Annotated in this window: 24 protein-coding genes and 1 pseudogene; 11 read left to right on the top strand and 14 right to left on the bottom strand. The window is 68.2% G+C overall.

Annotated features, from left to right (window positions below):
- Positions 1–22: 22 nt before the first annotated feature.
- Entirely contained in the window at positions 23–877 is an 855-nt protein-coding gene (locus Q1B08_RS08125; RefSeq protein ID WP_299816986.1) for a transglycosylase SLT domain-containing protein, read from the bottom strand.
- Positions 878–1,145: 268 nt separating this feature from the next.
- Here Q1B08_RS08125 and gatB point away from each other — a divergent pair, with 268 nt between their 5' ends.
- Positions 1,146–2,660: an Asp-tRNA(Asn)/Glu-tRNA(Gln) amidotransferase subunit GatB gene (gene gatB / locus Q1B08_RS08130; RefSeq protein WP_299816988.1), complete on the top strand. Its 1,515-nt coding sequence runs from the start codon at positions 1,146–1,148 to the stop codon at positions 2,658–2,660.
- 33 nt (positions 2,661–2,693) lie between these two features.
- Here gatB and Q1B08_RS08135 read toward each other — a convergent pair whose 3' ends face one another.
- Complete coding sequence (locus tag Q1B08_RS08135) at positions 2,694–2,954, bottom strand: BolA family protein (protein ID WP_299816990.1); 261 nt, start codon at positions 2,952–2,954, stop codon at positions 2,694–2,696.
- 77 nt (positions 2,955–3,031) lie between these two features.
- On the opposite strand from Q1B08_RS08135, the gene Q1B08_RS08140 reads away from it, so the two are divergent.
- The gene (locus Q1B08_RS08140; RefSeq protein ID WP_299816992.1) at positions 3,032–3,643 is read left to right on the top strand and encodes a J domain-containing protein; all 612 of its coding nucleotides are present in this window, start codon (positions 3,032–3,034) and stop codon (positions 3,641–3,643) included.
- On the opposite strand, the gene Q1B08_RS08145 is transcribed toward Q1B08_RS08140, so the two are convergent.
- The 4 genes from Q1B08_RS08145 to Q1B08_RS08160 all read right to left on the bottom strand — a co-directional run bounded on the left by Q1B08_RS08145 (position 3,636) and on the right by Q1B08_RS08160 (position 6,832).
- Positions 3,636–4,808: a DUF2235 domain-containing protein gene (locus Q1B08_RS08145; protein WP_299816994.1), complete on the bottom strand. Its 1,173-nt coding sequence runs from the start codon at positions 4,806–4,808 to the stop codon at positions 3,636–3,638. The genes Q1B08_RS08140 and Q1B08_RS08145 overlap by 8 nt on opposite strands.
- Before the next feature lie 144 nt (positions 4,809–4,952).
- Positions 4,953–5,513, bottom strand: a complete 561-nt coding sequence (locus tag Q1B08_RS08150) for a fasciclin domain-containing protein (protein WP_299816996.1) — start codon at positions 5,511–5,513, stop codon at positions 4,953–4,955.
- A gap of 105 nt (positions 5,514–5,618) precedes the next feature.
- Positions 5,619–6,287, bottom strand: coding sequence for an anti-sigma factor (locus tag Q1B08_RS08155; protein WP_299816998.1), 669 nt, complete (start codon positions 6,285–6,287; stop codon positions 5,619–5,621).
- Positions 6,284–6,832, bottom strand: coding sequence for a sigma-70 family RNA polymerase sigma factor (locus Q1B08_RS08160; protein ID WP_299817000.1), 549 nt, complete (start codon positions 6,830–6,832; stop codon positions 6,284–6,286). Before Q1B08_RS08160 ends, Q1B08_RS08155 begins: the two co-directional genes overlap by 4 nt.
- A gap of 109 nt (positions 6,833–6,941) precedes the next feature.
- Here Q1B08_RS08160 and cobS point away from each other — a divergent pair, with 109 nt between their 5' ends.
- A complete protein-coding gene (gene cobS, locus Q1B08_RS08165) occupies positions 6,942–7,928 on the top strand; it encodes a cobaltochelatase subunit CobS (protein WP_299817002.1) in 987 nt (328 codons plus the stop codon).
- A 548-nt stretch (positions 7,929–8,476) separates the two neighbouring features.
- On the opposite strand, the gene Q1B08_RS08170 is transcribed toward cobS, so the two are convergent.
- The gene (locus Q1B08_RS08170; protein ID WP_299817004.1) at positions 8,477–9,181 is read right to left on the bottom strand and encodes a PRC-barrel domain-containing protein; all 705 of its coding nucleotides are present in this window, start codon (positions 9,179–9,181) and stop codon (positions 8,477–8,479) included.
- A gap of 174 nt (positions 9,182–9,355) precedes the next feature.
- The gene (locus Q1B08_RS08175; protein ID WP_299817006.1) at positions 9,356–10,654 is read right to left on the bottom strand and encodes a TAXI family TRAP transporter solute-binding subunit; all 1,299 of its coding nucleotides are present in this window, start codon (positions 10,652–10,654) and stop codon (positions 9,356–9,358) included.
- 114 nt (positions 10,655–10,768) lie between these two features.
- On the opposite strand from Q1B08_RS08175, the gene cobT reads away from it, so the two are divergent.
- From cobT to Q1B08_RS08195, 4 genes are all read left to right on the top strand, one after another.
- Positions 10,769–12,634 (top strand): cobaltochelatase subunit CobT, encoded by a 1,866-nt coding sequence (gene cobT, locus Q1B08_RS08180; protein ID WP_299817008.1) that lies wholly within the window; start codon positions 10,769–10,771, stop codon positions 12,632–12,634.
- A gap of 254 nt (positions 12,635–12,888) precedes the next feature.
- Positions 12,889–14,667, top strand: coding sequence for an aminopeptidase P family protein (locus Q1B08_RS08185; protein ID WP_299817010.1), 1,779 nt, complete (start codon positions 12,889–12,891; stop codon positions 14,665–14,667).
- A 60-nt stretch (positions 14,668–14,727) separates the two neighbouring features.
- Complete coding sequence (locus Q1B08_RS08190; protein WP_299817012.1) at positions 14,728–15,069, top strand: DUF427 domain-containing protein; 342 nt, start codon at positions 14,728–14,730, stop codon at positions 15,067–15,069.
- A gap of 967 nt (positions 15,070–16,036) precedes the next feature.
- Positions 16,037–17,650: a chloride channel protein gene (locus tag Q1B08_RS08195; protein WP_299817354.1), complete on the top strand. Its 1,614-nt coding sequence runs from the start codon at positions 16,037–16,039 to the stop codon at positions 17,648–17,650.
- A 9-nt stretch (positions 17,651–17,659) separates the two neighbouring features.
- On the opposite strand, the pseudogene Q1B08_RS08200 reads toward Q1B08_RS08195, so the two are convergent.
- The 3 genes and pseudogenes from Q1B08_RS08200 to Q1B08_RS08210 all read right to left on the bottom strand — a co-directional run bounded on the left by Q1B08_RS08200 (position 17,660) and on the right by Q1B08_RS08210 (position 21,164).
- A pseudogene (locus tag Q1B08_RS08200) lies at positions 17,660–18,328 on the bottom strand (SOS response-associated peptidase).
- Positions 18,329–18,338: 10 nt separating this feature from the next.
- A complete protein-coding gene (locus Q1B08_RS08205) occupies positions 18,339–19,424 on the bottom strand; it encodes a histidine kinase dimerization/phosphoacceptor domain -containing protein (RefSeq protein WP_299817015.1) in 1,086 nt (361 codons plus the stop codon).
- Positions 19,425–19,610: 186 nt separating this feature from the next.
- The gene (locus Q1B08_RS08210) at positions 19,611–21,164 is read right to left on the bottom strand and encodes a bifunctional metallophosphatase/5'-nucleotidase (protein WP_299817017.1); all 1,554 of its coding nucleotides are present in this window, start codon (positions 21,162–21,164) and stop codon (positions 19,611–19,613) included.
- Between the two features lie 117 nt (positions 21,165–21,281).
- On the opposite strand from Q1B08_RS08210, the gene Q1B08_RS08215 reads away from it, so the two are divergent.
- Positions 21,282–21,620 (top strand): DUF952 domain-containing protein, encoded by a 339-nt coding sequence (locus tag Q1B08_RS08215; RefSeq protein ID WP_299817019.1) that lies wholly within the window; start codon positions 21,282–21,284, stop codon positions 21,618–21,620.
- On the top strand, positions 21,617–22,657 hold the full coding sequence (locus Q1B08_RS08220; RefSeq protein ID WP_299817021.1) for a quinone-dependent dihydroorotate dehydrogenase: 1,041 nt from the start codon (positions 21,617–21,619) through the stop codon (positions 22,655–22,657). Before Q1B08_RS08215 ends, Q1B08_RS08220 begins: the two co-directional genes overlap by 4 nt.
- A gap of 7 nt (positions 22,658–22,664) precedes the next feature.
- Here the strand turns inward: Q1B08_RS08220 and Q1B08_RS08225 are convergent, their stop codons facing one another.
- The 3 genes from Q1B08_RS08225 to Q1B08_RS08235 are packed head-to-tail and all read right to left on the bottom strand — an operon-like array spanning position 22,665 to position 24,969.
- Entirely contained in the window at positions 22,665–24,032 is a 1,368-nt protein-coding gene (locus Q1B08_RS08225) for an MATE family efflux transporter (RefSeq protein WP_299817023.1), read from the bottom strand.
- The gene (locus tag Q1B08_RS08230; RefSeq protein WP_299817025.1) at positions 24,029–24,529 is read right to left on the bottom strand and encodes a PaaI family thioesterase; all 501 of its coding nucleotides are present in this window, start codon (positions 24,527–24,529) and stop codon (positions 24,029–24,031) included. Before Q1B08_RS08230 ends, Q1B08_RS08225 begins: the two co-directional genes overlap by 4 nt.
- Entirely contained in the window at positions 24,526–24,969 is a 444-nt protein-coding gene (locus tag Q1B08_RS08235; protein ID WP_299817027.1) for a PaaI family thioesterase, read from the bottom strand. Before Q1B08_RS08235 ends, Q1B08_RS08230 begins: the two co-directional genes overlap by 4 nt.
- Positions 24,970–25,063: 94 nt before the next feature.
- Here Q1B08_RS08235 and Q1B08_RS08240 point away from each other — a divergent pair, with 94 nt between their 5' ends.
- On the top strand, positions 25,064–25,441 hold the full coding sequence (locus Q1B08_RS08240; protein WP_299817029.1) for a MerR family DNA-binding transcriptional regulator: 378 nt from the start codon (positions 25,064–25,066) through the stop codon (positions 25,439–25,441).
- A gap of 195 nt (positions 25,442–25,636) precedes the next feature.
- On the top strand, positions 25,637–26,032 hold the full coding sequence (locus Q1B08_RS08245; protein WP_299817031.1) for a MerR family DNA-binding transcriptional regulator: 396 nt from the start codon (positions 25,637–25,639) through the stop codon (positions 26,030–26,032).
- The last annotated feature ends 13 nt before the right edge of the window (positions 26,033–26,045 follow it).

Consider the following 26,045-nt stretch of genomic DNA (forward strand, 5'->3'; position numbering starts at 1 on the left):
CCTTGCCATCGATACCCGTGGATCAGCCGTCCACGGCGGCGGGCCAGACCGGCGCGCGCTGCTGGGCGAAGTAGTCCTTGTCGAGTTCCCACGCGACGAAGAGCGGCACCTCCTCGCCGTCGGTCGGCGCCCCGTTCCAGTCGGGACGCTGTACCGGCCGCATCGAAGCTTGCAGGCCGCTGCAGAACGGCTGCCGGGCGAGCCATTGCCGCATGTCCTCGCGCTTGCGGCTCGAATGGAACGGGCCCCAATCGGCGGCCACGCCGCGCATCCCGCGGGAAATCACGTCGTCGCGCGGGACCGTGACGTTCATGATCCGCACGGCGCAGGCCATGTTCAGCGCGCCGTCCTTCAATGCCGCGCCGGACCGCGCCTTGCAGCCGTAACCACGGGCCGTCGCCGGAAGGATCTGGACGAGACCGTACCAAAGTCCGCCACCGCCCACGGCCGTGGGCCGGTAGGTGCTTTCGTGCTTGGACAGCGTCGAGAGGAGCCCGGCCCAGAACGCCTTGCGGCCCCATTCGTCGGCCTCCGGATAGGCCGGACACCACTCGCCGATGTCGCGCGGGACGGTCTCGATCAGGCGGGCGCCCTGCGTGTCGAGCGCGTGCATCACGGCCCGGGTCCAGCGGCCGGAGCCGTTCACGTGATCCCAACGCAGATCGGGCAGTTCGACCGTCGCGGCGCGCGGCGCGGGACGATCCGATTCCCCCGGCGCGAGAGACGGACCGGCCCCTGGCGTCAAAGCGGACATGGTGCTCGGCACCGTCGTGAGGACGCGCTGCGACGCGGGCTCCGCGCTCGCCGGTCCGGACAGAATGGGACCGAAAGCGGCCAACACGCCCGCCATCAGCGCGCGCTTCAAAGGTTTCGTCATGAAGTTCCCCCGAACGTTCATCTATGGACGCCGCGAAGGCCGTGCGAAGGATCGCGGCGGGCATCGCGGTTTCGCGCCACCCCTTGTCCGAACTCCGATGGCAGTCGGAACGGACACCGGTCGGATAGCATCGTCCGGCCCTTGCGCAAATCTCCGCCCCCGGATCGCCCTCCGATCGGCGATCTCCCGCCTTCGACCTGCCGTCTTGCCCCGCCTCCGGACCGGCCCTAAACCCGGTTGCGACCCGACCAGCCGACCGGAGGCCCCCATGCTCGACCTGACCTACGACACGCCGAAACCCCGCGTGATCGCGGGGGAGACCGATGATTGGGAGGTGGTGATCGGCATGGAGGTCCACGCCCAGGTCGCCTCGAACGCCAAGCTCTTCTCCGGCGCCTCGACCCGCTTCGGCGCGGAGCCGAATTCGAACGTGGCCTTCGTGGATGCCGGGATGCCGGGCATGCTGCCGGTCATCAACGAGTTCTGCGTGGCGCAGGCGGTGCGGACGGGCCTCGGCCTCAAGGCGGCGATCAACCTGCGCTCGGCCTTCGACCGGAAGAACTATTTCTACCCCGACCTGCCGCAAGGTTACCAGATCAGCCAACTCTACCACCCGATCGTCGGCGAGGGCGAGGTGCTGGTGGAGATGGGCGACGGCACGGCCCGCATCGTCCGCATCGAGCGCATCCACCTCGAACAGGATGCAGGCAAGTCGATCCACGACATGGATCCGACCATGTCCTTCGTGGATCTGAACCGCACCGGGGTCGCGCTGATGGAGATCGTCTCCCGCCCCGACATCCGCGGGCCGGAGGAAGCCGCGGCCTACGTCACCAAGCTGCGCCAGATCATGCGCTATCTGGGAACCTGCGACGGCAACATGCAGAACGGCAACCTGCGCGCCGATGTGAACGTATCGATTTGCCGCCCCGGCGCCTACGAGCGCTACCAGGAGACGCAGGACTTCGGCCATCTCGGCACGCGTTGCGAGATCAAGAACATGAACTCGCTGCGCTTCATCCAGCAGGCGATCGAGGTCGAGGCGCGGCGCCAGATCGCCATCGTGGAGGCCGGCGGCAAGGTCGTGCAGGAGACGCGGCTTTACGACGTGGAGCGGGGCGAAACGCGCTCGATGCGTTCCAAGGAGGAGGCGCACGATTATCGCTACTTCCCCGATCCGGACCTCTTGCCGCTCGAACTCGAGCAGGAGTGGGTGGACGATATCGCCGCCGCCCTGCCCGAGTTGCCGGACGCGAAGAAGGCCCGCTTCATGGAGGCGTTCGGCCTGTCGGACTACGATGCCGGCGTGCTGACCGCGGACACCGCGAACGCCGCGTTTTTCGAGGAGGTCGTGGCCGCGTCCGGCAACGGCAAGGTTTCGGCAAACTGGGTCATCAACGATCTGTTCGGACGGCTGAAGAAGGACGATGCCGGGATCGAGGCGAGCCCGGTGAGCCCTGCGCAGCTTGGCGGGATCATCGCGCTGATCGAGCGGGGCGACATCTCCGGCAAGATCGCCAAGGATGTCTTCGAGATCGTCTATACCGAAGGCGGCGACCCGGCGGAGATCGTCGAGGCGCGCGGCATGAAGCAGGTCACCGATACCGGGGCGATCGAAGCCGCGGTGGACGAGATCATCGCCGCCAACGCGGCGCAGGTCGAGAAGGCGCGCGCCAATCCCAAGCTTGCGGGCTGGTTCGTGGGTCAGGTGATGAAGGCCACCGGCGGCAAGGCGAACCCCAAGGCGGTCAACGAGATCGTGAGCGCGAAGCTCGGGCTCTAGTCCCGACCCCAGCGCCTTCCGACCCGCGAACGGTCAGGAGACGTCGTCGAGATCGAGCGAGAGCGCATGGATCCGCGTCATCACGTCGCCCAAAGCGGCGTGGACCATCCGGTGCCGGGTCAATCGGGACTTGCCCGCGAACGCGCCGGCGGCCATCGCGACATGCCAGTGGCTCTCGCCGGAGCCGTCGTCGCCGGCATGTCCGCTGTGTTTCGCGCTTTCGTTGCTCACGGCCAGACGTTCGGGGGCGAACGCGTCGTTCAGACGCGCCTCGATGATCGACTGCATCCGCATGAATAATCCTTCCGAAAGGTCTTCCCTCTGACGGCGCTATGGCTAAACTCTGGCGCCTCAGGCCGGAAGGGGTGCAGATGACCAAAAGTAACCCGTTCAACTTCGACATGCGCGTCTCCACCGCGAAGAAGCGCAACCCGCGCGGACGGCGGGGCATGTCGGGCGCGGTCGAGACCTCCACCCGCGTGTGCGATCACGAGGGCTGCGAGGAGATGGGAAAGTTCCGCGCGCCCAAGAGCCGGGATTCCACGGACGACTACTACTGGTTCTGCAGGGATCACGTGCGCGAGTACAACGCGAAGTGGTCCTTTTTCGACGGCGCGACCGAGGCCGAGCTCCAGCGGCAATCCGAAAAGGACGCGCAGACCCGTCCCTTCCGCAAGTCGGTCGAGGAACGCGCCTGGGCGCGCCTCGGGATCGAGGATGCGCATCAGGTCCTCGGCGGCAACGCCACGCGCAATCCCGGCCGCGGCGTGGTCGGGCGCAAGCTGCCGCCCACCGAGCGCAAGGCGCTCGAAATCCTCGAGGCCAAGGACGATTGGGACAAGGCCTCGATCCGCAAGGCCTACAAGGGCCTCATCAAGGTGCTGCATCCCGACATGAACGGCGGCGACCGCAGCCAGGAGGAGCAGCTCGCCGAGGTCGTCTGGGCCTGGGACCAGCTCAAGGACAGTCGTAACTTCAAATGACGCGTTCGTCCCGTTCGGCCTTCCAGGCCCTGAGTTCCGCCACGCGCGGATCAAGGGGCGCGGGACGGTAGGGCGACGCCCCCTCCGGATCGTGCGCCCAGCGGTGACGCGCGGCCTCGCTCACTTCCTCCCAGAAACCGACCGGATCGCGCGGACGCCCGAACCGGCGCAGGACCTGCGCGAACAGGCCGCCCCTCGGCGGATCGGAGCTGACAAGGCGGCCGAGCGGATCACCCTCCGCCGCGATCCTGCTTCGCACCAGCGGATCGAACCCAAGGCCCGCATCCTCCGCCCCGTCGATGATCCAGTCGAGCGCGACCGCGCTCTGATCCCTGATCGCGCCGCCCCCGCCGACGGCGCCGTGGTCGCCGGGAAAGTATTCCTGCCGGTAGGGCCGCCCCTCGCGATCCGCATTCAACTCGTCGAGATTGTCCCACAGGGTCGGACGGAATGGCCGCCGGCGTTCGTCGATGGCGACGGCGTGCCGGGCGGCCCGCACCATGGGGCCGAGCGTGGTGTTGTGGAACGCGTAGCGCCGATGGATCACCGTTCCGGGGGTCAACACGCCCGGAATGCCCAGCGCGCCCACCGTATCCCAGACCCCGAGATAGGCGATGTCGAATGGGATCGCCTGATCCGCTCCGAACTTCGCGTAAACGGAGGCATCCGTCGGATCGGTCATGATCCAGGGCGAATGGAGGGCGCGCCATTCGGCGTTGCGCATCTGGCCGCGTGACGCGCTCCCGTGCCGCCGTCCGGTGTAGCGGGCGACGGCCTCGGGAAGACGGGTCAGAGCGTCCCGGCTCAGAAGACCGGTGAAGCGGATGAATCCGACGAGCGACCGCGCGGTGAAGGCCCCGCGCGAGAAGCCGAAGACATGGATTGCGTCGCCCGGCTCGTAAAGGAAGACGAGATGGCGATAGGCCTCGACGACATTGTCGAGAAGCCCCAGGCCGAGCAACCCGCCCAGCACGCGATCGCTCGTCCGGGCAAGCCACGTCACGCCGCGCCGCCCTGAACCGACGCCCTCGACATAGATCGGAACCTGCGCCTGCCCGTCGTCGCCCTGCGGCGCGACCGCTTGCGCGAGACGGACCACATTGGTCGGATGCGGATGTTCGGCGACGTTCCAGGTGCCGTCGCAAAGGATGACGATGCGCTTCATGCACGTGACCATACCACGCGTCGACGCGAAACACCCCCGGCCCACCATTGGGACCGGAGGCGTTCGTTTCGGGCGTCCGATCCCATGGGGGCGGATCGGCGGCCCGTCAGCCCGTCTGGCGGACAGGGCAGATGCAGCGCGAAATCACTGCTGCGGCAGGAGAACGCGGTCGATCACGTGGATGACGCCGTTCGATTGCTGCACGTTGGCGATGGTGACCGTGGCGGTGCGGCCATTCTCGTCGGTTAGCATGATCTCATCGCCTTCGTAGGTCGCCTGCAGGGTGCAGCCGCCGACGGTCGGGACCGGATGCGTGCCGCCGTCGTCGTCGATCATGCCGCGGATCGCCATGGCGTCGGCATCGGCCGCCACGACGTGGCAGGAAAGGATTTGCGCGAGTTGCGCCTTGTTCTCGGGCATCATCAGCTGCTCGAGCGTCTCGTCGGAGATCATGTCGAAGGCGTCGTTCGTCGGTGCGAAGACGGTGAACGGACCTTCGCCCGACAGCGTCTCGACCAGACCGGCGGCCTGCACGGCGGCCACGAGCGTGGTGTGATCGGCGGAGTTCGCAGCGTTCTCGACGATGTTCATGTCGGCCATCATCGGCGCGCCGCCCACCATCGGGTTCTCGGTCGTCGTGTCCTGGGCGAAGGCGGCGCCGGACAGGGTCAGCGCCGCGGTGGCGGCAAGTGCGATGTAGTTCATTTCGGTCTCTCCCGTTGGGATCGTGGGGCCGGGCGTCCTCGCCTCGGTTGCTCACAGTCACGGGATTCTCCGCCGCAAAGTTTCACACGTCGCGGCGGAAACGATTCATATCTCGAAAAGCGGCTCGGCCGCCAATATCTCGCCGGTCGGCTGTCCGGTGGGCGAGCCGCCCTCGGGTTCGTCGGAGACCGCGAAGACCACGCCCACGTCCAGACCCTCGGGGCGCGGGATATCGATCTGCCCGCTTTCGGGCACGAGTCCGAGCGAGACGGGATCCGCATCGCCCGCGATCAGCCAGAGCTCGAGGGACCTGCCCGGCGCGGCGGCACCCTCCTGCAGGATGATGCGCAGCGTATCCTCATCCGCCCCGGCGGCGACGAGCAGTCCCGCCTGCGGGGCCGCGAGGTCGACATGGAGAGTCGGATCGAAGGGATCGGCCGGCTGCAACAGGAAGAACGCCGCAGCGAGGGCCGCGACGGGCACGCCGACGATTGCGCCCCACCCCGCCCAGCCGCGCCGGGATTCGTGCGGGAACAGGCGCGCCTCGATCTGCCGTTTCAGCCGCGCGGGCGGCACCTTCTCCTCGGTTCCGAGAAGCGTCGCGAGGTCGGCCGCCCATTCCGCGTGCAGCGCCCGGAGCCGCGGCTCCTGCGAGAGCCGCCGCTCAAGTGCTGCGGCATCGTCGCGATCCAGAAGGCCCAGCACGTATTCGCCGACGAGGGCGACGTCATCATCGTTGGGACGTTCGGGAGGGCGGTCGGGCGCGTCGATCATCGGGAGATACACTCCCGCAGCGTGATCAGGCTTCGACGAAGCCAGGTCCGCATCGTGTTGAGCGGCACGTCGAAACGCGTGGCGAGTTCCGCATAGGTCTGGCCCAGCAGATAGGCACCGCGAACGGCCTCGGATCGCTGCGCCTCGAGTTCGCCCAGGCATTGAGCAACCCGCTTGGCCTGACCCCTGGCCACGGCATGCGCCTCAGGGCCCGGCGCGGCGTCGCGCAGGGTGTCGTCCGCGGGCATATCGACGCGACCGCTTTCACGGCGGCGGGATCGCAGGATGTCGATGCAGTGATTGCGCGCGACCGTCGCCATCCAGGTGATGGGCGACAAACCGTTGACCCGATACCGGTCGGCGTTGTTCCAGATCTTGACGTATATGTCCTGCACGGCGTCTTCGGCCTCTCCGCGATCACCGAGGACACGCAGCGCGATCCCGAACAGTTTCGCCGACGTTGCGTCGTAGAGCCGGCCGAACGCGTCACTGTCCCCGATCGCCGCGCTGGCGAGCCAGCGCTCGATCTCATCCAATGTAGCCAAGAATCCCTCCGAGCGACCTCGGAGACCGGCAGGAGCCACCCCCGCCTTTCCCTTGCGGTCCCCTCCCTTATGTTGCATCCGAACACGCGGCTGCAAGGAGAGTAACGAGATGGCGGATGGCGGTCTGGAGATGAAGTTGAAGCCGACCCGGGACGTCTCCGTCCGGGAGGCGTTCGGGATAGACTCGGACATGACGATCAAGGGGTTCGAGGATCCGGGAGAGCGCACGCCGGCGATCGACACGACCTACAAGTTCGACCCCGACACCACGCTCGCCATCCTCGCGGGTTTCGGCTGGAACCGCCGGGTAATGATCCAGGGCTACCACGGCACTGGCAAGTCCACCCATATCGAACAAGTCGCCGCCCGGCTCAACTGGCCCTGCGTGCGCGTCAACCTCGACAGCCACATCTCCCGCATCGACCTGATCGGCAAGGACGCGATCCGGTTGCGCGACGGGGTGCAGGTGACCGAGTTCCACGAGGGGATCCTTCCCTGGGCGTTGCGCAACCCGGTGGCGATCGTGTTCGACGAGTACGATGCCGGTCGCGCCGACGTGATGTTCGTGATCCAGCGCGTCTTGGAGCATGACGGCAAGCTGACGCTGATGGACCAGAACGAGATCATCACGCCGCACCCGTCCTTCCGCCTTTTCGCGACGGCGAACACGGTGGGCCTCGGCGATACGACGGGCCTCTACCACGGCACGCAGCAGATCAACCAGGCGCAGATGGACCGCTGGTCGATGGTGGCGACGCTGAACTACCTCAGCCACGACGCGGAGACGATGATCGTGCTGGCGAAGAACCCGCATTACAACAACGAGAAGGGCCGCCAGACCGTGTCGCGCATGGTCACCGTCGCCGACCTGACCCGGACCGCCTTCATGAACGGCGACCTGTCCACCCTCATGTCGCCGCGCACGGTGCTGGCCTGGGCTCAGAACGCGGAGATCTTCCGTGACATCGGCTATGCGTTCCGGCTGACGTTCCTGAACAAGTGCGACGAGCTGGAGCGGCAGACGGTCGCGGAGTTCTACCAGCGCTGCTTCGACGAGGAATTGCCCGAGAGTGCCGCAAGCCTGTCGCTCGGCTGATCCGCCTTCGACAGTTCGCGTAGCTCGGGTGCAGGAACAGATTCTGCACGGCTCGCATGACCGAACCGTTTCGATGGACGCGTCGTGCGAGGCTGGACGTGCGCTGGAAACGCTTGCGGAAGCCAGTGGCGAGTGGAAACGCGTTTCGGCTCTGACCTTATGGACCGGACGGTTGCAGCCCGGTTCAACGAGACCGGCCGTTCAGGCCGTCGCTTCGGAAGGACCGGGATGCGAATTGGACCCGATCCGCATGCCGTCGCCGACGCGACGTCCCCCTGTCTAAGTGTTCGGCAGGCCCGATCGCTCCGCGTGTGATCCTCGCGAACGACACGGGCGAGATGCGGTACGAAGACGATGTCGAACGGGCATGTCGCTCCTCGCTCCGGACACAGGTGGCCGGTCGCAGGCAGCCGCGGTTTCACCAGGGAACGCCGCGACGCCCCCTGAGACAGACCCTTCCGTAGTTCGACGGGGCAAGCCGATTTAGTTTGCGGACAGCCAAAAAAAAGGCGGCCCGAGGGCCGCCCTTCGCATCCTGCCGCGAACGATCAATTTCCGGCGGGTTCCGTCGTTTCTTCCGTTGCGGCATCGCCGGCCGGGGCCATTCCGGCATCGCCCGCAGGCGCCATTCCGGTGCTGTCTGCCGGAGCCATCCCGCCGGTACCGGTCGTGCCCATCGTGTCGGCCGCCGGCTGGTTCGCCGCGGCTTCCTGGTCTTCCATGCTGACGAATTCAGGGGCGGCTTCGAGATCCTCGCGCGTGGCAGCGGTCTGCAGGCGGGTCTCGCCGTTCTCGTCCGTCATCACTTCAAGCTGCCCCATCTCGATCGCCACGGCCTTCTCACCAAGGCCGAGGAAGCCGCCCACGCCGATCACCACACCCTCGACGGTGCCGTCGAGGTTCACGATCATGTCGCTGATGTCACCGATGGACTCGCCGTCCATCGAATGGACGGGGCTTCCCATCAGGTCGCTGGCGAGGGCGGTGTTCTCGCCCTGCATGACGATCTGCCCCTCGACAGGCTGCGCGGGCTCCTCCATCTCGGCCGTCTCGCCCGTCTCGGTCGTGCCCTCGATCTCGACGGGGACGGTCTCGGTCGTGGTATCGTCCATCGTGCCTTCGGTGGCCGGCTCCATGTCGGTGCTGTCCTCCGCGGGAGGCGTCGCGGTCGTGTCCTGCGCGTAGACGGCCGCCGGGCCTGTTGCCAGCATGGCGATAAGGGCGAGCCGGCTGATTCCCATAGTATTGGACATGTCGGGTACTCCTGATCCAAATCCTGTTCACAGCGTCGCGCCAAGATCTTTGCGGAATGTCCTCCCGCGTGACGCCGGTACGATGCGGTACAATCTGAACGACGCTGGCCCCCGATCCGTTCCCGCGACCTGTGCGATCGGCTCGGCCCCCGTGTACAAAGCGCGACGCCAGGATCAGCCGCGCGTGGCGATCCGGTTCAGGAGCAGGTCGATATGGAGCCGCGCGTTGTAGGCGTAATCGCGATAGGCCAGCGGGAGCTTGAGTCGCGCGATCTCGCCGTCGATCTCGCGCAGCTCCGTCCGCAGATCCTCGAGCTGTGCGGCGTCCGTCGCCCGCGCCGCCTCCGCCTCGATCCGACGGATCCGGGCGTAGTGCCGGAACACCCGGGAGCGGACGCGGAATGCGTAGAGACCCGGCAACGCGCGGAGCAGCGGCAGGAGCAGAAACACGATCGGCAGGAGCAGGATCGCGAAGCGGTTGATCTGTGCGACGATCCAGTAGGGCAGGATGTCGGCGAACACGGACGGCCCGTCGGCGAGAAGGTCGCGCGCATAGCTGTCCTGTGGCAGCGCCGTCTCGTCCATCGACGGATAGGTGCCCGCCGGGGTCAGCACGTCGCCCGGCCCGTGGAGGCGGATCGCGGCCTCCACGATGCGATCCACCGCGGCCGGATGCAGACCGGGCAACGCCACGATGCGCGCGACAAGGCCAAGCAGGCGCAGATCCTCGGCCGGCAGGGGCGGATCGAGCGAGAAGGTGCCCGAGGGGACATCGACGATCCGCGCCTGCTCCATCCGCCGCGACAAGGCCGCGACATGCGCCAGCGGCAGAAGCGTCACGCCCGGATCGGCGAGGATGGGCTGGAGATAGGGCGCGGAGAGCGGAGCGACGAAGACGGCCACGTCCGCCTCCCCCGCCGCGAGCGCCCGCGCGGCGTCCGCGCCCCCGAGCGGAAGCAGCGCGTTGTCCGCCTCCGGCACGCCCGCCGCCGCGAGGAGACCGCGCACCGCCGCGCGCGTTCCCGACCCCTCCCCGCCCGCCGCGATGCGCAACCCGGCCCATTCCGCCACGTTGCGGGGGATCGGGACGGGCCGATCCGCGACCGATGCGCCGGCCGCATCCCCGCCTGACGGATTCACGCGCGCGAAGACGAGAAGCGGCTCCGTGAAGACCGCGCCCAGCGTCTCGACGGTGGCGTCCGGCTCGATCCCGCCCTGCAGAAGCGCCGCGTCGACCGCGCCCCGCGCCAGCAATTCGGCGTTCTCGACCGATCCGGCCGTGGCCACGAGGTCGAGCGTGATGCCGTCCCGGGCCAGAATGTCACGATATCGCTCGGCGATGCGCCAGTACCCGTTGCCCTCCACCCCTGCGGCGAAGCGCACGCGGTCCGGCGGCGGCAAGTCGCGCGCGAACCAGAGTGTGACGCCGAGAACGCCCACCACGAGAAGCGCATAGCCGAGAATACGGATCATGGTCGGATCGAACGTCGCATCACGCCCGGGATAAGGCCGCCTTCCGGGCGTTCGCGCAACCCTCGCGCCGTGCGACGCCTTGCCTTTCGACCCCACGGGCGCAATCTAGCCGGTATGAGCAAGCCAACCGACAATCCCGCCGATCCGTTCAAGAAGGCGCTGGCCGAAGCCACCAAGACTATGGCGGACGATTCCGAACTGTCCGTCACCTTCTCGGTCGATCCGCCGGGGCGGACCGGCGACAGCATCCGCCTGCCGCAGGTGAGTCGGCGGATGACGCGGGACGAGGTGCTGCTCGCGCGCGGCACGGCGGACGCCTTCGCGCTCCGCCACCGCCATCACGACGCCGGTGTGAACGCCCGCTACATGCCGCAGGGCAACATGGCGCGCGACCTTTACGACGCGATGGAGACGGCACGTTGCGAAGCGGTGGGCGCGCGGGCCATGCCCGGCACCGCCGGCAACATCGACGCCAAGATCGGCGTGGAGGCGGCGCGCAAGGGTTATGCCGACGTGTCGGACAAGGCGCAGATCCCGCTCGCCACCGCGGCCGGCTACTGGATCCGGCAGATGGCCACCGGCCGCGACCTGCCGCGAGGGGCGGACAACGCGTTCGAGCTCTGGCGCGGCTATATCGAGGAGCAGACCGGCGACCGGCTCGACAACCTGCAGGACGTGCTGGCCGACCAGCGCGCCTTCGCCCGCCTCGCCCGGCAGCTGATCGAGGATCTGGGCTATGGCGATCAGCTCGGCGACGACCCCGACCAGGAGGACGAGAACGAGGAGGAGGACGGCCAGGCCGAGGAGGAGGAACCCGATTCCACCGGCAACGAAGAGGAGGAGGACGAGGCCGACGCCTCGCCCGAGCAGAGCCAGGACCAGCAGGACGATCCGAGCCAGGCCGAGGTGTCGATGGACGACATGGCCGACCAGGAGGCCGGCGAGGAAGCGGAGATGCCCGAGGCCGACGAGTCGGCCGAGCCGCCCCCGCCGCCACCCGTCTCCGACGCCGATCCGAACTACACCGTTTTCTCCGACCGGAACGACGAGATCGTCATGGCCGGGGAGCTGGCCGAGGTGGCCGAGCTCGAGCGCCTTCGCGCCTATCTCGACCAGCAGCTCGAACCGCTCAAGGGCGCGGTCTCCCGGCTCGCCAACAAGCTGCAACGGCGGCTGCAGGCGCAGCAGAACCGCTCCTGGGAGTTCGATCTGGAGGAAGGCATTCTCGATGCCGGACGCCTCGCCCGCGTCGTCGCCAACCCGACCACGCCGCTCAGCTTCAAGATGGAGCGCGACACCGAGTTCCGCGACACCTGCGTGACGCTGCTTCTCGACAATTCCGGCTCCATGCGTGGGAGGCCCATCTCCATCGCGGCGATCTGCGCCGACGTGCTGGCCCGGACGCTGGAGCGCTGCGGCGTGAAGGTGGAGATCCTGGGCTTCACGACCCGCGCGTGGAAAGGCGGAACCGCGCGCGAGGAATGGCTGAAGGCCGGTCGTCCCGCCGCGCCGGGGCGTCTGAACGACCTGCGCCATATCGTCTACAAGTCCGCCGACGCGCCCTGGCGGCGGGTGCGACCCAATCTCGGCCTGATGATGAAAGAGGGCCTGCTGAAGGAGAACATCGACGGCGAGGCGCTTGAATGGGCGCATCGCCGCGCGGTCGCGCGGCACGAGGCGCGCAAGATCCTGATGGTGATCTCCGATGGCGCACCGGTCGACGATTCCACGCTTTCGGTGAACCCGGCGAACTATCTGGAGAAACACCTGCGCGACGTGATCGCGATGATCGAGAAACGCCGCGCGGTAGAGCTTTTGGCCATCGGGATCGGGCACGACGTCACCCGGTATTACGACCGCGCGGTCACCATCACCGACGTGGATCAACTCGCCGGTGCCATGACCGAGCAACTCGCCGCCCTCTTCGACGCCGATCCGCGGGCCCGTGCCCGCGTCATGGGGATGCGCCGGGCCTCCTGACGCCTTCTTCCTGGCGTCAATACTCCGGGGCGCGCGAGGGGCCGGTCCTCGCTCCACCCCGAGCGGTGGATCCCTGTGATCCATGATCGAATGACGGCGGGTCACCGTTGCCGACCGTCCCCGAATGGTGCGGTTTTGCGCATCCCTCGATGCGCCGTAGTCGCACGGTCCCCGCGCGCTCCCCGGATCATCGTGCCCCGCGGGCTTTCGCCTGTTCCGGCCTGCGACTATGCCGGGCGCGAAGGAGACCGCCCATGTTCCAGAGTTTCGACGTCACCGCCCGCCCCGATGCCGCTCCGCCGCGTGTGGCGCGGCTCCGCGCGTGGATGGCGGAGGAGCGGCTGGATGCCTTTCTCGTCCCCCGTACCGATGCCTGGCAAGGCGAGTACGTCGCGCCTCGCGACGAGCGGCTGGCCTGGATCACGGGGTTCACGGGGTCGGCGGGCTTCGCGGCGATCCTTGCCGACCGCGCCGCGATCTTCACCGACGGACGCTACACCGTGCAGGTCGCCGCGCAGACCGACCCCGACACGTTCGAAACCGTGGACTGGCCCGCGACCGGACTGGCCGACTGGCTTCCCGACGCGCTGCCGGAGGGGGGACGCGTGGGCTTCGACCCGATGCTCCACCCCGTTCGCGAAATCGCGAAGCTGCGCGAACTCGACGGGGTGGAGATGGTGCCGGTGGCGAACGGCGTCGACAGGATCTGGGAGGATCGTCCCGCCGCCCCCGCAGCGCCGATGCGGCCCTATCCCGACGCACTGGCGGGGCGCACGGCCGCGGAGAAGCGCGCGCAGATCGGTACGGCGATCGAGGCGGCAAGCGCGCAGCAGTTCGTGACCAACCAACCCGACGCGATTGCCTGGCTCCTCAACATCCGTGGCGGCGACATCGCGCGCATGCCCGTCGCGCAGGCCTTCGCGGTGATCCATGCCGACGGATCGGTCGACCTGATCTGCGATCCCGCCAAGACCGGACCGGTGGCCGACCACCTCGGCAGCGAGGTCCGCGTCGTGCCGCTGGACGACCTGATCCCGCTGCTCGAGTCCCTCGCCGGCCCGACCGGCTTCGACCCCGCCGCCTGCACCGTGGCGATGCACGCGACCCTGCGCGAACCGCTGGAAATGGATGACCCGGTCGCGCTCCCGAAGGCCCGCAAGACGGACGCCGAGATCGCGGCCACGCGGGAGGCGCATCTGCGCGACGGGGCGGCGATGGTCCGGTTCCTGCACTGGCTCGACACGGAGCGCGCGCCCGGGACGACGGAGATCGACGTGGTCCGCGCGCTGGAGCGTTTCCGCCGCGATACGGATGCGCTGCGCGACATCAGTTTCGACACGATCGCGGGATCCGGCCCGAACGGCGCCATCGTCCACTACCGCGTCAACGAAGAGACGAACCGGGTCCTCGACACCGACAATGTTCTCCTTGTCGATTCCGGCGGACAGTACGAGGACGGCACGACCGACGTGACCCGGACGATCCCCCTCGGCCGGCCACCCAAGGCGGTCGCCCATGCCTTCACCCGCGTCCTGCAAGGCATGATCGCCGTCAGCCGCGTACGCGTCCCGAAAGGCGTGACCGGGGCCAATCTCGACGCCCTCGCCCGCGCGCCGCTCTGGGCCGAGCACCGGGACTACGACCACGGCACCGGACACGGCGTCGGCGTCTATCTCGGCGTCCACGAAGGCCCGGCGCGGATCAGCCGGGCGAGCCACGTCCCGCTCGAGCCGGGCATGATCCTGTCGAACGAGCCGGGCTACTACCGTGCGGGCGAATACGGCATCCGGATCGAGAACCTCGTCACGGTCGTGGCGGCCGAGCGTCCCGACGGCGGCGACGCGCGGGCGATGCGGGCCTTCGAGACGCTGACCTTCGTGCCCATCGACCGCCGCCTCGTCCTCTCCCCGCTCCTCTCGTCCGACGAGCGCGCCTGGATCGACGGCTACCACGCCGAGGTCCTTTGTCGGATCGGGCCGCGTCTCGACGCCGGACCCCGGGCCTGGCTCGCGGCGATGTGCGCGCCGCTCTGAGGCTTTCCAGCATCCGGTACGCAGGATAGGGTCCGCGCGAAACGTGAGGAGACATCGCGAATGACCAAGATCGACGTGACACCGGCGACCGGCAACTGGACCGTCCGGACGGAAGACGGCATCCTCGTGGAAAGCCGCAACGCCCTGGCGCTCCGCGAGGGCGACCGCGCGCCGGTCATCTATTTCCCCCGGGCCGACGTCGCCATGGCGCTTCTGGAACGGACCGGGACGGAAACCGAATGCCCGTTCAAGGGAACGGCGAACTACTACGCCTTCGTCGGCCAGTCGGCCCGCATCCCCGACGTGGCCTGGACCTACGAGAACGTCGAGAACGCGGATGCCAAGGCGATCGAGGGACATCTCGCGTTCTACGGAGACAAGGTGACGGTCGAGCAGATCTGATCCCGCCGCGCCTCGGGCGGCTCCCCCATCGCTGAAACCAACGGCGCGCCCTCCTCGGGCGCGCCGGGTTCGTCAGCCCCGGCGGGTCCAGGGCGCGCTCGACCGCACCCATCACGACCCGCGCCTGCCCATGCTCCACCGCCGTCCGGTGCCGCTCGCCGAGACCGACCCGCGCTCGCGCGCCGGAGGTCCGCCGCGCAGGCGCGACCATCGCGTTCGAAAGCCGCTTCGCTTCCGCGATCTCCGCCCCGGTTCACCATCAGGATTGCGTAGTCGTTGCGGTCGCCCGCATTACCCAGGATCGACCTGCCCGACCGGCTCGCAGGTGCGGTGCCGCATCGGCTGAAGGGGCGTGTGGTTCTTCAGCTGCGCGGCCCAGCGACAATCGCGCCCGCCCCGGTTTGCGGCGATCCCTCGAATCACGCGGCTTCCGCAGAAACGCCGGTCCCCGGTACCGTGGGATGTCAGGAGAAGGTGTGCCTCAGGTCGGCCTGCATCGTCTGCCGCGTTCAGGATGCGGATGGCGGCAACGCCCGCATATCAAATCCGCGCCTCGAGGCCCATCTGGACAGCGAGGGATCACCCGCCGATCGCCCCTCGCGCACCCCGATCCGGTCGCGCATCACGCCGCAACGGACGACCGTGGTCACCGACGCGCAAATGGAGGTGATGCCGCCGAGCGGGACATCGGCGCCGGGATCGGTAGGCGACGGCGTCGGGGGCATCTCGGGTTGTCGGATTCCGGCCCCGTGCAGGCGGAGATCGCTCTTCCCCGTCGATAGCCGTTCGCCTAGCATTCATGGCAATTCGTCGAGCGTGTCGTTCGGGATCATCGATCCTCCCCTTCGGCGCCGTGCCCGCGCGAGGGGCGTGAGAAGGAGAAGGATTGACCGACGCGCCCTCCCGCAAGGCGAATCCGTCCCGGCCGGCGGGCACGACCCTCGCCACGCTGCGCCGCTCCTGGCGGATGATCCGTCAGCAGGGGCCTTCCAAGGTCCAGTTCTGGTTCATCGCCCTCGTCGTCGGCATCGCATCGGGCTACGCCGCGGTCGCGTTCATGCTGTCGATCGAGTGGCTGCAAACGCACCTGTACGGCACCGACGATCCCCGCCGCCTGCACAGCTTCGCGCGGACGATGCCGTGGTTCCGCGTTCTGATCCTGCCGGCGATCGGCGGGCTGATCGTCGGCTGGCTGCTGACGCGCTTCACGCCGGACGCGCGGGTCCGGGGCCCGGCCGAGGTGATCCAGGCCTCCGCGATGAAGGAGGGCCGGGTGGAGCGGCGTGCGGGCCTTGCCTCGGTCGCGGCCTCGCTCATCACATTGTCGGCGGGCGGCTCCTCGGGGCGGGAGGGGCCGGTCGTCCACATGGTCGGCATGATCGCGGGCTGGGTGTCGAACCGCTTGAACGCCGACGGGATCACGGGACGCGACCTCCTCGGCTGTGCGGTGGCCGCGGGCGTCGCGACGAGCTTCAACGCGCCGCTCGCCGGGGCGCTCTTCGCGATGGAGGTCGTGCTGCGGCACTTCGCCGTCCATGCCTTCGCGCCGATCACCATCGCCGCCGTCTCCGGCGCGGTCATCAGCCGCATCCATTTCGGAGACCGGACGGAGTTCGCGCTTCCGCAGGAGGGAGCGCTCGCCTTCTACCTCGAGCTTCCGGCGTTCCTGCTGCTCGGGATCGTCGCCGCGTTCGTCGCGGTCGCGCTGATGCGCTCGGTCTTCGTGGCCGAGGACGTGGCGACGCGCTGGCAGGCCCGGCTGGGGTTGCCGCCGATGCTGCGCCCGGCCGTCGCGGGGCTAATGCTCGGTATCACGGCCATCTTCTTTCCCCATATCATCGGCGTCGGCTACGAGACGACCTCGGCCGCGCTGTCCGGGCACCTCACGCTTGCCGATGCGATCATCTTCACCGTCGTGAAGGTCGCCGCCACGAGCATTACCATGGGCGGACGCATGGGCGGCGGCATCTTCTCGCCCGCGCTGATGGTCGGCGCGCTGACCGGACTCGCCTTCGGAGGCATGGCCACGGCCTTCCTTCCCGATATCTCCGGATCGGAGACGCTTTACGCACTCGCGGGGATGGGGGCGGTGGCGGGCGCGGTGCTGGGCGCGCCGATCTCGACCACGCTCATCGTGTTCGAAATGACGGGTGACTGGCAGACGGGGATCGCGGTGATGACGGCCGTCTCCGTCGCCTCCGCGTTGTCGGGGCGTCTCGTCTCCCGGTCGTTCTTTCTGACGCAGCTCGAACGGCGCGACATCCATCTCGCCGACGGACCGCAACGCTACCTGCTGGCGATGTTCAAGGTGTCGGCGGTGATGAAATCGCCCGAACACGCCAAGGCCCCGTCCGAAGACCGGGTCCGGCGGGCCCTGAACGAAGGTCTGTTCGTCTCCCCCGGCGACACGCTCGAGGCGGCGATGCCGCTCTTCGAGACGTCGGGAGCGGACTTCCTCGTCGTGGTCCGCGCGGAAGACAAGGCCGAGACGCCCGACATCGTCGGCGTGATCCTCCACATCGACGCGCTCCGCGCCTTCAATCGTGCGCTGGCGGCCACGGCGAAGGAGGAGCATTCCTGATCCGGGAGGTCAGCGATCCCCGTCGTCGATCAGCGGGTCGACGATGTCCGCGCCCTCCACCCGGTTCGAGTTCACCCTGGTCGCGACGCGATGCCGCGCCAGCCGCCGTTCCGGCGCGGCGCGCATCAGCGTCGCCGCGCCGTGCCCCGCCTCGCCCAGCCAGAGCGACCAGTCGTCCGGGTGAAGCGTGACCGGCTCCCGGTGATGGATCTCCGACATTGCCGTGCCGGCGGCGCAGGTGACGATGGCGCAGCTGGGCAGATCCTCCGGGCCCCAATCCTGCCAAAGCCCGGCGAAGGCCAGCGCCCCGCCCTCGCGCGGATGAAAATACCACGGAAGCCGCTGCCCGTCCGCTTTTGTCCATTCGAAGAACCCCGTCGCGGGGATGAGGCAGCGCCGCGCGCGGATCGCGGCGCGGAAGGCGGGTTTCTCCGCCACCGTCTCGGCGCGCGCGTTGATCAGAAGCGGGCCGTCCGTCGGGCTCTTGTACCAGTGCGGAAGGAACCCTCAGCGCATCGGCCGCAGCCGCCGCCCCGCGTCGCCTGCCGTTACGACCGGCACTTGCGTCGTGGGGCAGACATTGTAGCGCGGCCCTTCCGGCAGATCGTTCGACGGCACGGCGGCGAAGAGGTCCACCATCGCCCCGTGCGGCAGCGTCAGGGCATAACGGCCGCACATCGCCCGCCCCTCATCGCGCGTCGAGCGGAAACTCGAGCTCCACGCGGTGCCCGCGCTCCATCGCCGCGACGTGCAGATACCCGTCGAGCTGCGAAGCCGACGCCTCCATGATCCGCTGTCCGAGACCGGCGCCCGCATTCGCGCTGCCGACGCCGTCGTCCTCGCAGGACAACCGGTACCGCCCGTCGCCTTCCGCCGTTCCGTGCAGGACGACGCGACCGGTGCGGCCGTCGGGAAACGCATGCTTGCACGCGTTCGAGATGAGCTCGTTGACCAGGACGCCCAACGCCGAAGCCCGCTTGTTCAGAAGCTCCAGCGGTTCGAGATCGACGTCGATCTCGATGTTCGGCGGCGCTATGTTCTCCAGATAGGAGACGACGCGACGCAGATAGTTCGAGATCTCGATGGGGGCATCCGGATTGTCCGCCTGGTAGAGGTCGCTGTGCAGCTCGACCATGACGTTGATGCGCTGCTCCACCTCCAGAAGCGCCGCGCGGACTTCCTCGCTCGCACGTCGCGCCGTCATCCGCGTCATCGCGGCGACACCCGCGAGGCTGTTCTTGACGCGGTGATCGACCTCCCGCCGCATCGCATCCTGCTGGCGCAGCGCCTCGTGCAGCTCCAGCCGCTGCATCACCTGGTCGGCGAGGATGCGCAGGGCGCGGCGTTCTGAATCGCCGAGCCGTCGCGGCCGGTGATCGAGCACGCAGAGCGTTCCCAGCACGACGCCGGTGCGCGTCTTGATCTGCGCGCCAGCATAGAACAGCATCGGCGCGTCCGGATCGGTGACCAGCGGGTTGTCCTGCGTCCGCATGTCCAGCCGGGTGTCCGGTATCTCCAGGATCTCGTCCTGCAGGATGGCATGACTGCAGATCGAGGATTCGAGGCCCGTCCCGTCAAAGGCGATCCCGCACCGCGTCTCGAACCTCTGGTCGTCGGCATGGACGATGGAAACCATCGCGACCGGGCAATGGCAGGTCTGAGCAGCCAGCTCGACGATGCCCTCGAACGCACCACGGTTCGAATGCGTGTCGAGCTCGTACCGGCGCAGGGCGGCAAGGCGTTCAGGCTGGTTGATCGGCTTCTGGGCCAGCATGCAGATCTCCCCGGTGGCAACGCACGGGACGGACCGCGGAACCGGACGCCCGGCGCGGTCTGCACTCCTGCGGTATCGTTCGCGGCATGTAGGATGCGTCGCGATCCCATGTAAAGGCGGCTCCACGCGTCACGTGGAGCCGACCTCATCGCCCCCGGTTTCGTATCCGGGCCGGTGGCGTCGTGTTTACTTGACGGTAATCCGGTCGTCGGTCGTCGGCGTGTAAGGCCCCTGCCCGGCCAGGTACTCGGCCAGCACCTCCGCGACGTCGGGTCCGTAGTCGTACGCATCGGCCGCATCGGTGAACATGGCATAGCCGTCGCCACCGTTGCGGACGTAGTTGTTCGACACGACGCCGTACATTTTCTCGGGGTCGATCGGCTCGCCATCCACCATCACGTCGCTGATACGGCTCCCGGGCTCGGCGTCCGGATCGAAGGCAAAGGACATGCCCGCGACCTGCGGAAAGCGGCCCGCGCCCTCCTCGATCTGGCTCACGCCGTTCTCCAGCGCCTTCACCAGGGTCGCGCCATCGACGCGAAACGTCGACAGCGTATTCTGGAATGGCAGAACGGTGAGCACCTCGCCCATCGTGACCTCGCCGGCGTCGATCGAGGCGCGGATACCGCCACCGTTCTGGATCGCGACGTCGATCCCCTGATCCTTCACGCGGTCGAGCATCGCCTCGGCGATCAGCACGCCCATCTCGCAGACCTCCGCCCGGCAGGTTTCGCGACCGCCGTCGATTGGCGCCTCGCTCTGCGCGACGACCTCGTTGCGGATTTCATCGAGCGGCAACGCCATCTCCCGAATCCGGGCAACGGTGGCGTCGTCTTCCAGGATGGTGCTGTCGATGATGATCGGCTGCCCCATGGCGGCGATGATCTCGCCGTTGTCGTCGAAGACCACGTCGAGCGCGCCAAGGAACTTGCCGTAGGCATAGGCCTGCACGATGGCGGTCCTATCGACCATTGTCGGATAGGGCCCCTCCGCCCCCTCCATGTCACCCAGCAGCGTGTTCGTATGACCGCCGACGATCACGTCGACACCGGTCGTGTTCGCCGCGACCGCCTTGTCGGTCTCGTAGCCGGAATGGCTCAGCACGACGATCTTGTTCACGCCGTCCTCGGTCAACCGGTCGACCTCCGCCTGCACCGCCTCCGACGGGTCGGTGAAGGTCACGTTCGGCCCGGGGCTGGCGAGTTCGTGGGTGTCCTGCGGTGTCAGGCCGATCAACCCGATCCGCTCGCCCCCCTTCTCGATCACCACCGATTTCTGGATCGCGTCCGCGAGCTCGGGCTCCCGGCTCACGTCGGCGTTCGACATCAGGATCGGAAAATCGAGCGCGTCCACGAACTCCCGCAGCACCTTCGGGCCGTCATCGAATTCATGATTGCCGACGGTCATCGCGTCGTAGCCGAGCTTGTTCATCATCTCGGCCGACATGGCACCCTTGTAATAGCTGTAGAACAGCGTTCCCTGGAACTGATCGCCGCCATCCACGAGGATGTAGTTCCCCGTATCCGCCTTGGCGTCCGCGATCGCGTTCACGAGTCGAGCCGTTCCGCCAAAGCATTCGCCGGCTTCGTTCTCCTCGGCCGCGCAGGGACCGTCATAGGCGCTGATCGGCTCGAATCGGGCATGGAAGTCGTTGGTGTGCAGGATCGTGAGTTCGTATTCGGCCTTCGCGAGGGTTGTGGTCGCGGCGACGATCGCGGTCGCGGTGAGAAGTCGGTTCATTTTGTCGATACCCCCTGAATGGTTCCGCGCGATGGTGCGCGGCTCGCATGGGCATGTCAAAGGCATATGACGCGACGCGGTCTTGACGCAGAGGGGCAGCCACGCCATCGGAGGGCGATGATCTACAAGCTCTTCCGCACCCCGGAATGGAACGCGTTGCAGGCCGACGGCACCACGCTCGGCGCGCCGGTCGACGTGGACGACGGCTACATCCATTTCTCCACCGCCGCGCAGGTGGCGGAGACGGCGGCAAAGCATTTCGCGGGCGTCGAGGGTCTCTGGCTCGCTGCGGTCGAGGAGGCGGCGGTCCGCGACAACCTGCGCTGGGAGGTGTCGCGCGGCGGCGCGGAGTTCCCCCATCTGTACGCCCCCCTCCGCCACGACCAGGTCGCCTGGGCGAAACCCTTGCCGCTGGACGAGGACGGTCACCACGTCTTTCCGGACGACCTCGAATGATCGAACGGGCGGCGCTCGCGGCGCTCCATCGCCTGGACCCGGAACGCGCCCATACGCTTGCCCTCGCTGCCCTCCGCGCCGGGCTCGGTCCCCGCTCCGGGCCCGTCACGACGCCGCGTCTGGCGACGCGCCTCGCCGGCCTCGACCTGCCGAACCCCGTCGGGCTCGCCGCGGGATTCGACAAGAACGCGACCGCGCTCGGTGCCATCGCCCGTTGCGGCTTCGGCTTCTTCGAGGCCGGTGCCGTCACCCCCCGCCCGCAGGCCGGCAATCCCCGGCCACGTCTTTTCCGCCTGACCGAGGACCGGGGCGCGATCAACCGGTTCGGCTTCAGCAACGAAGGGCTCGAAATCGTGGCCGGGCGCCTGCGCCGCCGGCCGAAGGGCGCCGTGATCGGGATAAATGTCGGCGCCAACAAGGACAGCGCGGATCGTGCCGGCGACTTCGCCCGCGTGATCGAGGTCTGCGGGCCGCATGTCGATTTCGCCACCGTTAACGTCAGCAGTCCCAACACCGAGCGCCTGCGGGACCTGCAGGGGGCGGAGGCGCTCGCCGCGCTGCTCGCGGGCGTGCTCGCGACGCGCGACGCCCTGCCCCGCCGGATCCCCGTCTTCCTGAAGATCGCACCCGATCTCGACGCGTCCGCCCTCGCGGCGCTCGCGGCCGCCGCCACGGGCGTCGACGCGATCGTCGCGACCAACACCACCCTCGCGCGCGAAGGTCTCGTCTCGCGCCATGCCAGCGAGACCGGGGGCCTGTCCGGCCAGCCGCTCTTCGATCGCTCGACGCGCATCCTCGCCCGCCTGTCGGCACTGACCGACCTGCCGCTCGTCGGCGTAGGCGGCGTGGCCACTGCGGAGCAGGCCTATGCGAAGATCCGCGCCGGCGCCTCGGCGGTGCAGATCTACACCGCGCTCGTCTTCGAAGGGATCGGCCTGCCCACCCAAATCGCGCGCGATCTCGACGCCCTGCTCGCACGCGACGGCTTCGCGAATGTCGCCGAGGCGGTCGGCATCGATCGCGACCGCTGGCTCTGACCGGGACTCACGTCTTTGCTTCGCAAATATCCCGGGGGTCCGGGGGCCGGCCCCCGGCCGTCGCGGCGCGCACCAGCGCCGGGTAGCGCAACCCCAGCGTGATCCCGCGCACCGCGAAGGAGATCATCAGCGCCGCCCAGAGCCCGTGGTTGCCGAACACCGGGACGAGCGCGGCGAAGGCCGCGACGTAGCAGGCGGCGCTCATAAGCATCATGTTGCGCATGTCGCGCGTCCGCGTGGCCCCGATGAAGATGCCGTCGAGCATCCAAGCCGCGAACCCGACGAGCGGCGCCGCAACCATCCACGGCAGGAAGTCCCGCGCCGCCCCGCGCACGTCCGGCGCCGTCGTCATGACGTCGACGAGCGTGCCGCCGAACGCCGCGAAGGCGAGCGCCAGCGCGGCCACCGTTCCAAGCCCCCAGACGCTGCACATCGCCACCGCCCGCCGCAGCCGCGGCCGGTCGCCCGCACCGAAAAAGCGCCCGACCAGCGCCTCCACCGCGAAGGCGAAGCCGTCGAGCGCGTAGGACGTGATGTAGAGGAACTGCAGCAGCACCTGGTTCGCGGCGAGCGCCACCGTGCCGAACAGCCCGCCGCCCAGCAGAAAGGAGGTGAACGTCGCTTGCAGGAGGACCGACCGGATCAGGATATCGGTGTTCACCGCGATCATCCGCCGGAGGCGGACGGCGTCGAAGATCTGCGCCCGGTCCCGCCAGGCGGCATCGGTGAACGCACTACGGCATAGCCAAAGCGCCAGCGTCAGGCCCGCCCATTCCGACAGGAACGTGGCCCAGGCCACACCCGCCACCCCGAAGCCCAGACCGAGCACGAACCACAGATCGAGAAGGATGTTCGCGCCGTTCATCGCGACCTGCACGACGAGCACCGCCCCCGTCCGTTCCTGCGCGATGAGCCAGCCGGTCAGGCCGTAGATCGCGATGGCCGCGGGGGCCGACCAGATGCGGATGCCCATGTAGTCGCGGGCCAGCGCCTCCGTCTTGGGACTCGTGGGCGCGAGGCGGAACGCGCCGGCGAAGATCGCCCATTGCAGCGCGATCAGGGCGCCGCCCGCCACCCCCGCGATGAGCAGCGCGCGGGTGAGGAGTGCGATGAGTTCCGCGCGATCGCCCGCGCCGAGCGCCTGCGCGGCGAGGCCCGTCGTGCCCATCCGCAGAAAACCGAAAATCCAGTAGACCGAGGAAAGGATGATCGCCCCCGCCCCCACCGCCGCGATCGGGGCGGCCTCGCCCAGTTGACCGACGACGCCGGTATCGACGGCGCCGAGGATCGGCACGGTCGCGTTCGACAGCACCACGGGGATCGCCACGCGAAGGATGCGGCGATGCGTCAGATCCTGCGCGTCGCCCGCGCTCATTCGCGCGTCGGCATGAGGAAATGCCCCGTCGCCTGCGCGAAGAGCCGGTCGCGGTTGTCCTGCCAGCCCCCCACATGGACGCTGGCGTAGCGGCGCCCCGAACGGTTGACCCGTGCCCGCGCATAGGCGTCGCGCGGCAGGCCCGGCCGGAGGTAGTCCACCGAGAAGTCGATCGTCTTCGGCAGATGCGCGGGTGCCCCCTGTGCCAGTCCGCCCATGTCGAGCCGCCCGCGTTCCATGTCGTCCCAGAGCATCGCCCAGGACAGCGTCATCATCGCCGTGACTTCGAGGAACGCAGCCGTCGCGCCGCCGTGAAGTGCCGGCAGCAGGGGGTTGCCGACGAGCTTCTCGTCGTAATGCAGCACGCCGGTCAGCTCGTCCCCGCGCCGATCGAAGGTGATCCCGAGGAACCGGATATAGGGCACGCCTTCGACCAGCGCTCGGAGCGCCGCGTCGCGCCGCTGCTTGACCACCTGTACGGGCTCGGGCGGCCTCATTCCCCGGAGGCCCGTTCCAGCGTGAAGGCGCCGTTCGCCACCGCGACCGGTCCCTTGTCCGACGCCTCGTCGCAGGCCTCCGCGCGCACGAAGGCAACGCTGCGCGTGACGTGATGGCAGATCGCGCGGGCGGTGATGCGCTGCCGGGGCTCGGCCGCGCGCATGTAGTCGATGCGCAGGTCCATCGTCGCGGTCGTCAGCGCCCCGGTCGGGTGCGACATGACCGCCGCGCCGCCGCAGGTATCCATCAGCGCGGATATTGCGCCGCCGTGGATCACCCCGGTCCGGGGGTCGCCGACAAGGGCCTCCGACCAGGGCATCGACATCGTCACGCTCCCCCCGCCCGCGGCCTCGACCTCCATGCCAAGGGCCCGGCAATGCGGAAGGGCCGCGATGAACTGCCGCGCCGCCTCTGTCGCCCTGTCGTCATGTCCGCTCATCTGCGGAGCCATGCCGCGAAGCCCCGGAAGCCGCAACCCCGTCCGATGGACAGGCGGGCGGCGAACGTGCGATCATCGGAGCCGGAGGTGCGGTATGGCGGAACGGCTCGATTTCAAGGCGATGTGCGCCCGGTTCGACGTGACGCCACGGACGCTTCGACATTACGAATATATCGAGCTTCTGGCGCCCGCGCGGGTCGGACGGACCCGGTATTACGGGCCGCGGGAGATCGCCCGGATGACGCTGATCCTGCGCGGCCGCAAGTTCGGCTTCTCCCTCGAGGAGATCCGCCAATGGCTCGCGCTCTACGACGCCGACCCCGAAGGGACCACGCAGAAGCAGGCTTGGATCGACCTCGCCGACCGGCAGCTCGACGAGCTTCTGGAGCGCAGGCGCCATCTGGAGGCCGCTATCGCCGAGCTGACCAGCCTGCGAGACGGCGTGCGGGACGAGCTCGGGAATCGGTCCTGATCCATCCTGCGGAGACAATCGGCCGAAGCGAGCGTCTCTGTCGCGTCGATGGGTAAAAATGAACTAAAAACCGCCGGTCCTGGCCCAAAGTTGACGTAACGTCCACATTACGTAAGCGTCAAACGGTCCTGTATCGAATTCCTCGAATTTGAACCTCATCCGTATTTTGGGTGGGCTATAACGAGGGAAGTTATTATGGCAGAAGAATTTCTTACCATCCGCCAGATGTGCGACGCATTCGACGTCACGCCGCGGACGCTGCGTTTTTACGAGCAGAAGGAGTTGCTGTTCCCCCGTCGCGAGGGTCAGAAGCGGTGGTTCACCCGCCGCGACCGGGCGCGTCTGAAGCTCATCCTGCGCGGCAAACGGTTCGGCTTCTCGCTTGAGGAAATCCGGCAGCTTCTCGACCTTTATGACCTCGGCGACAGCCAGTACACGCAGATTTCCCGCGCCCACGAGATCGGAAGCGAGCGGCTGACCGCGATGAAGAAGCAGCGCGACGAGCTCGACGCCGCGATCAGTGAATTGTCCGAACAGCTCCGCTGGGGCGAGAAGATGCTGAACCAACTGCAATCCCGGCAGATCGTCTGAACCGACGAGCCCC

Source organism: uncultured Jannaschia sp. (assembly GCF_947494025.1).
In the GTDB taxonomy this organism is placed as follows: domain Bacteria; phylum Pseudomonadota; class Alphaproteobacteria; order Rhodobacterales; family Rhodobacteraceae; genus Jannaschia.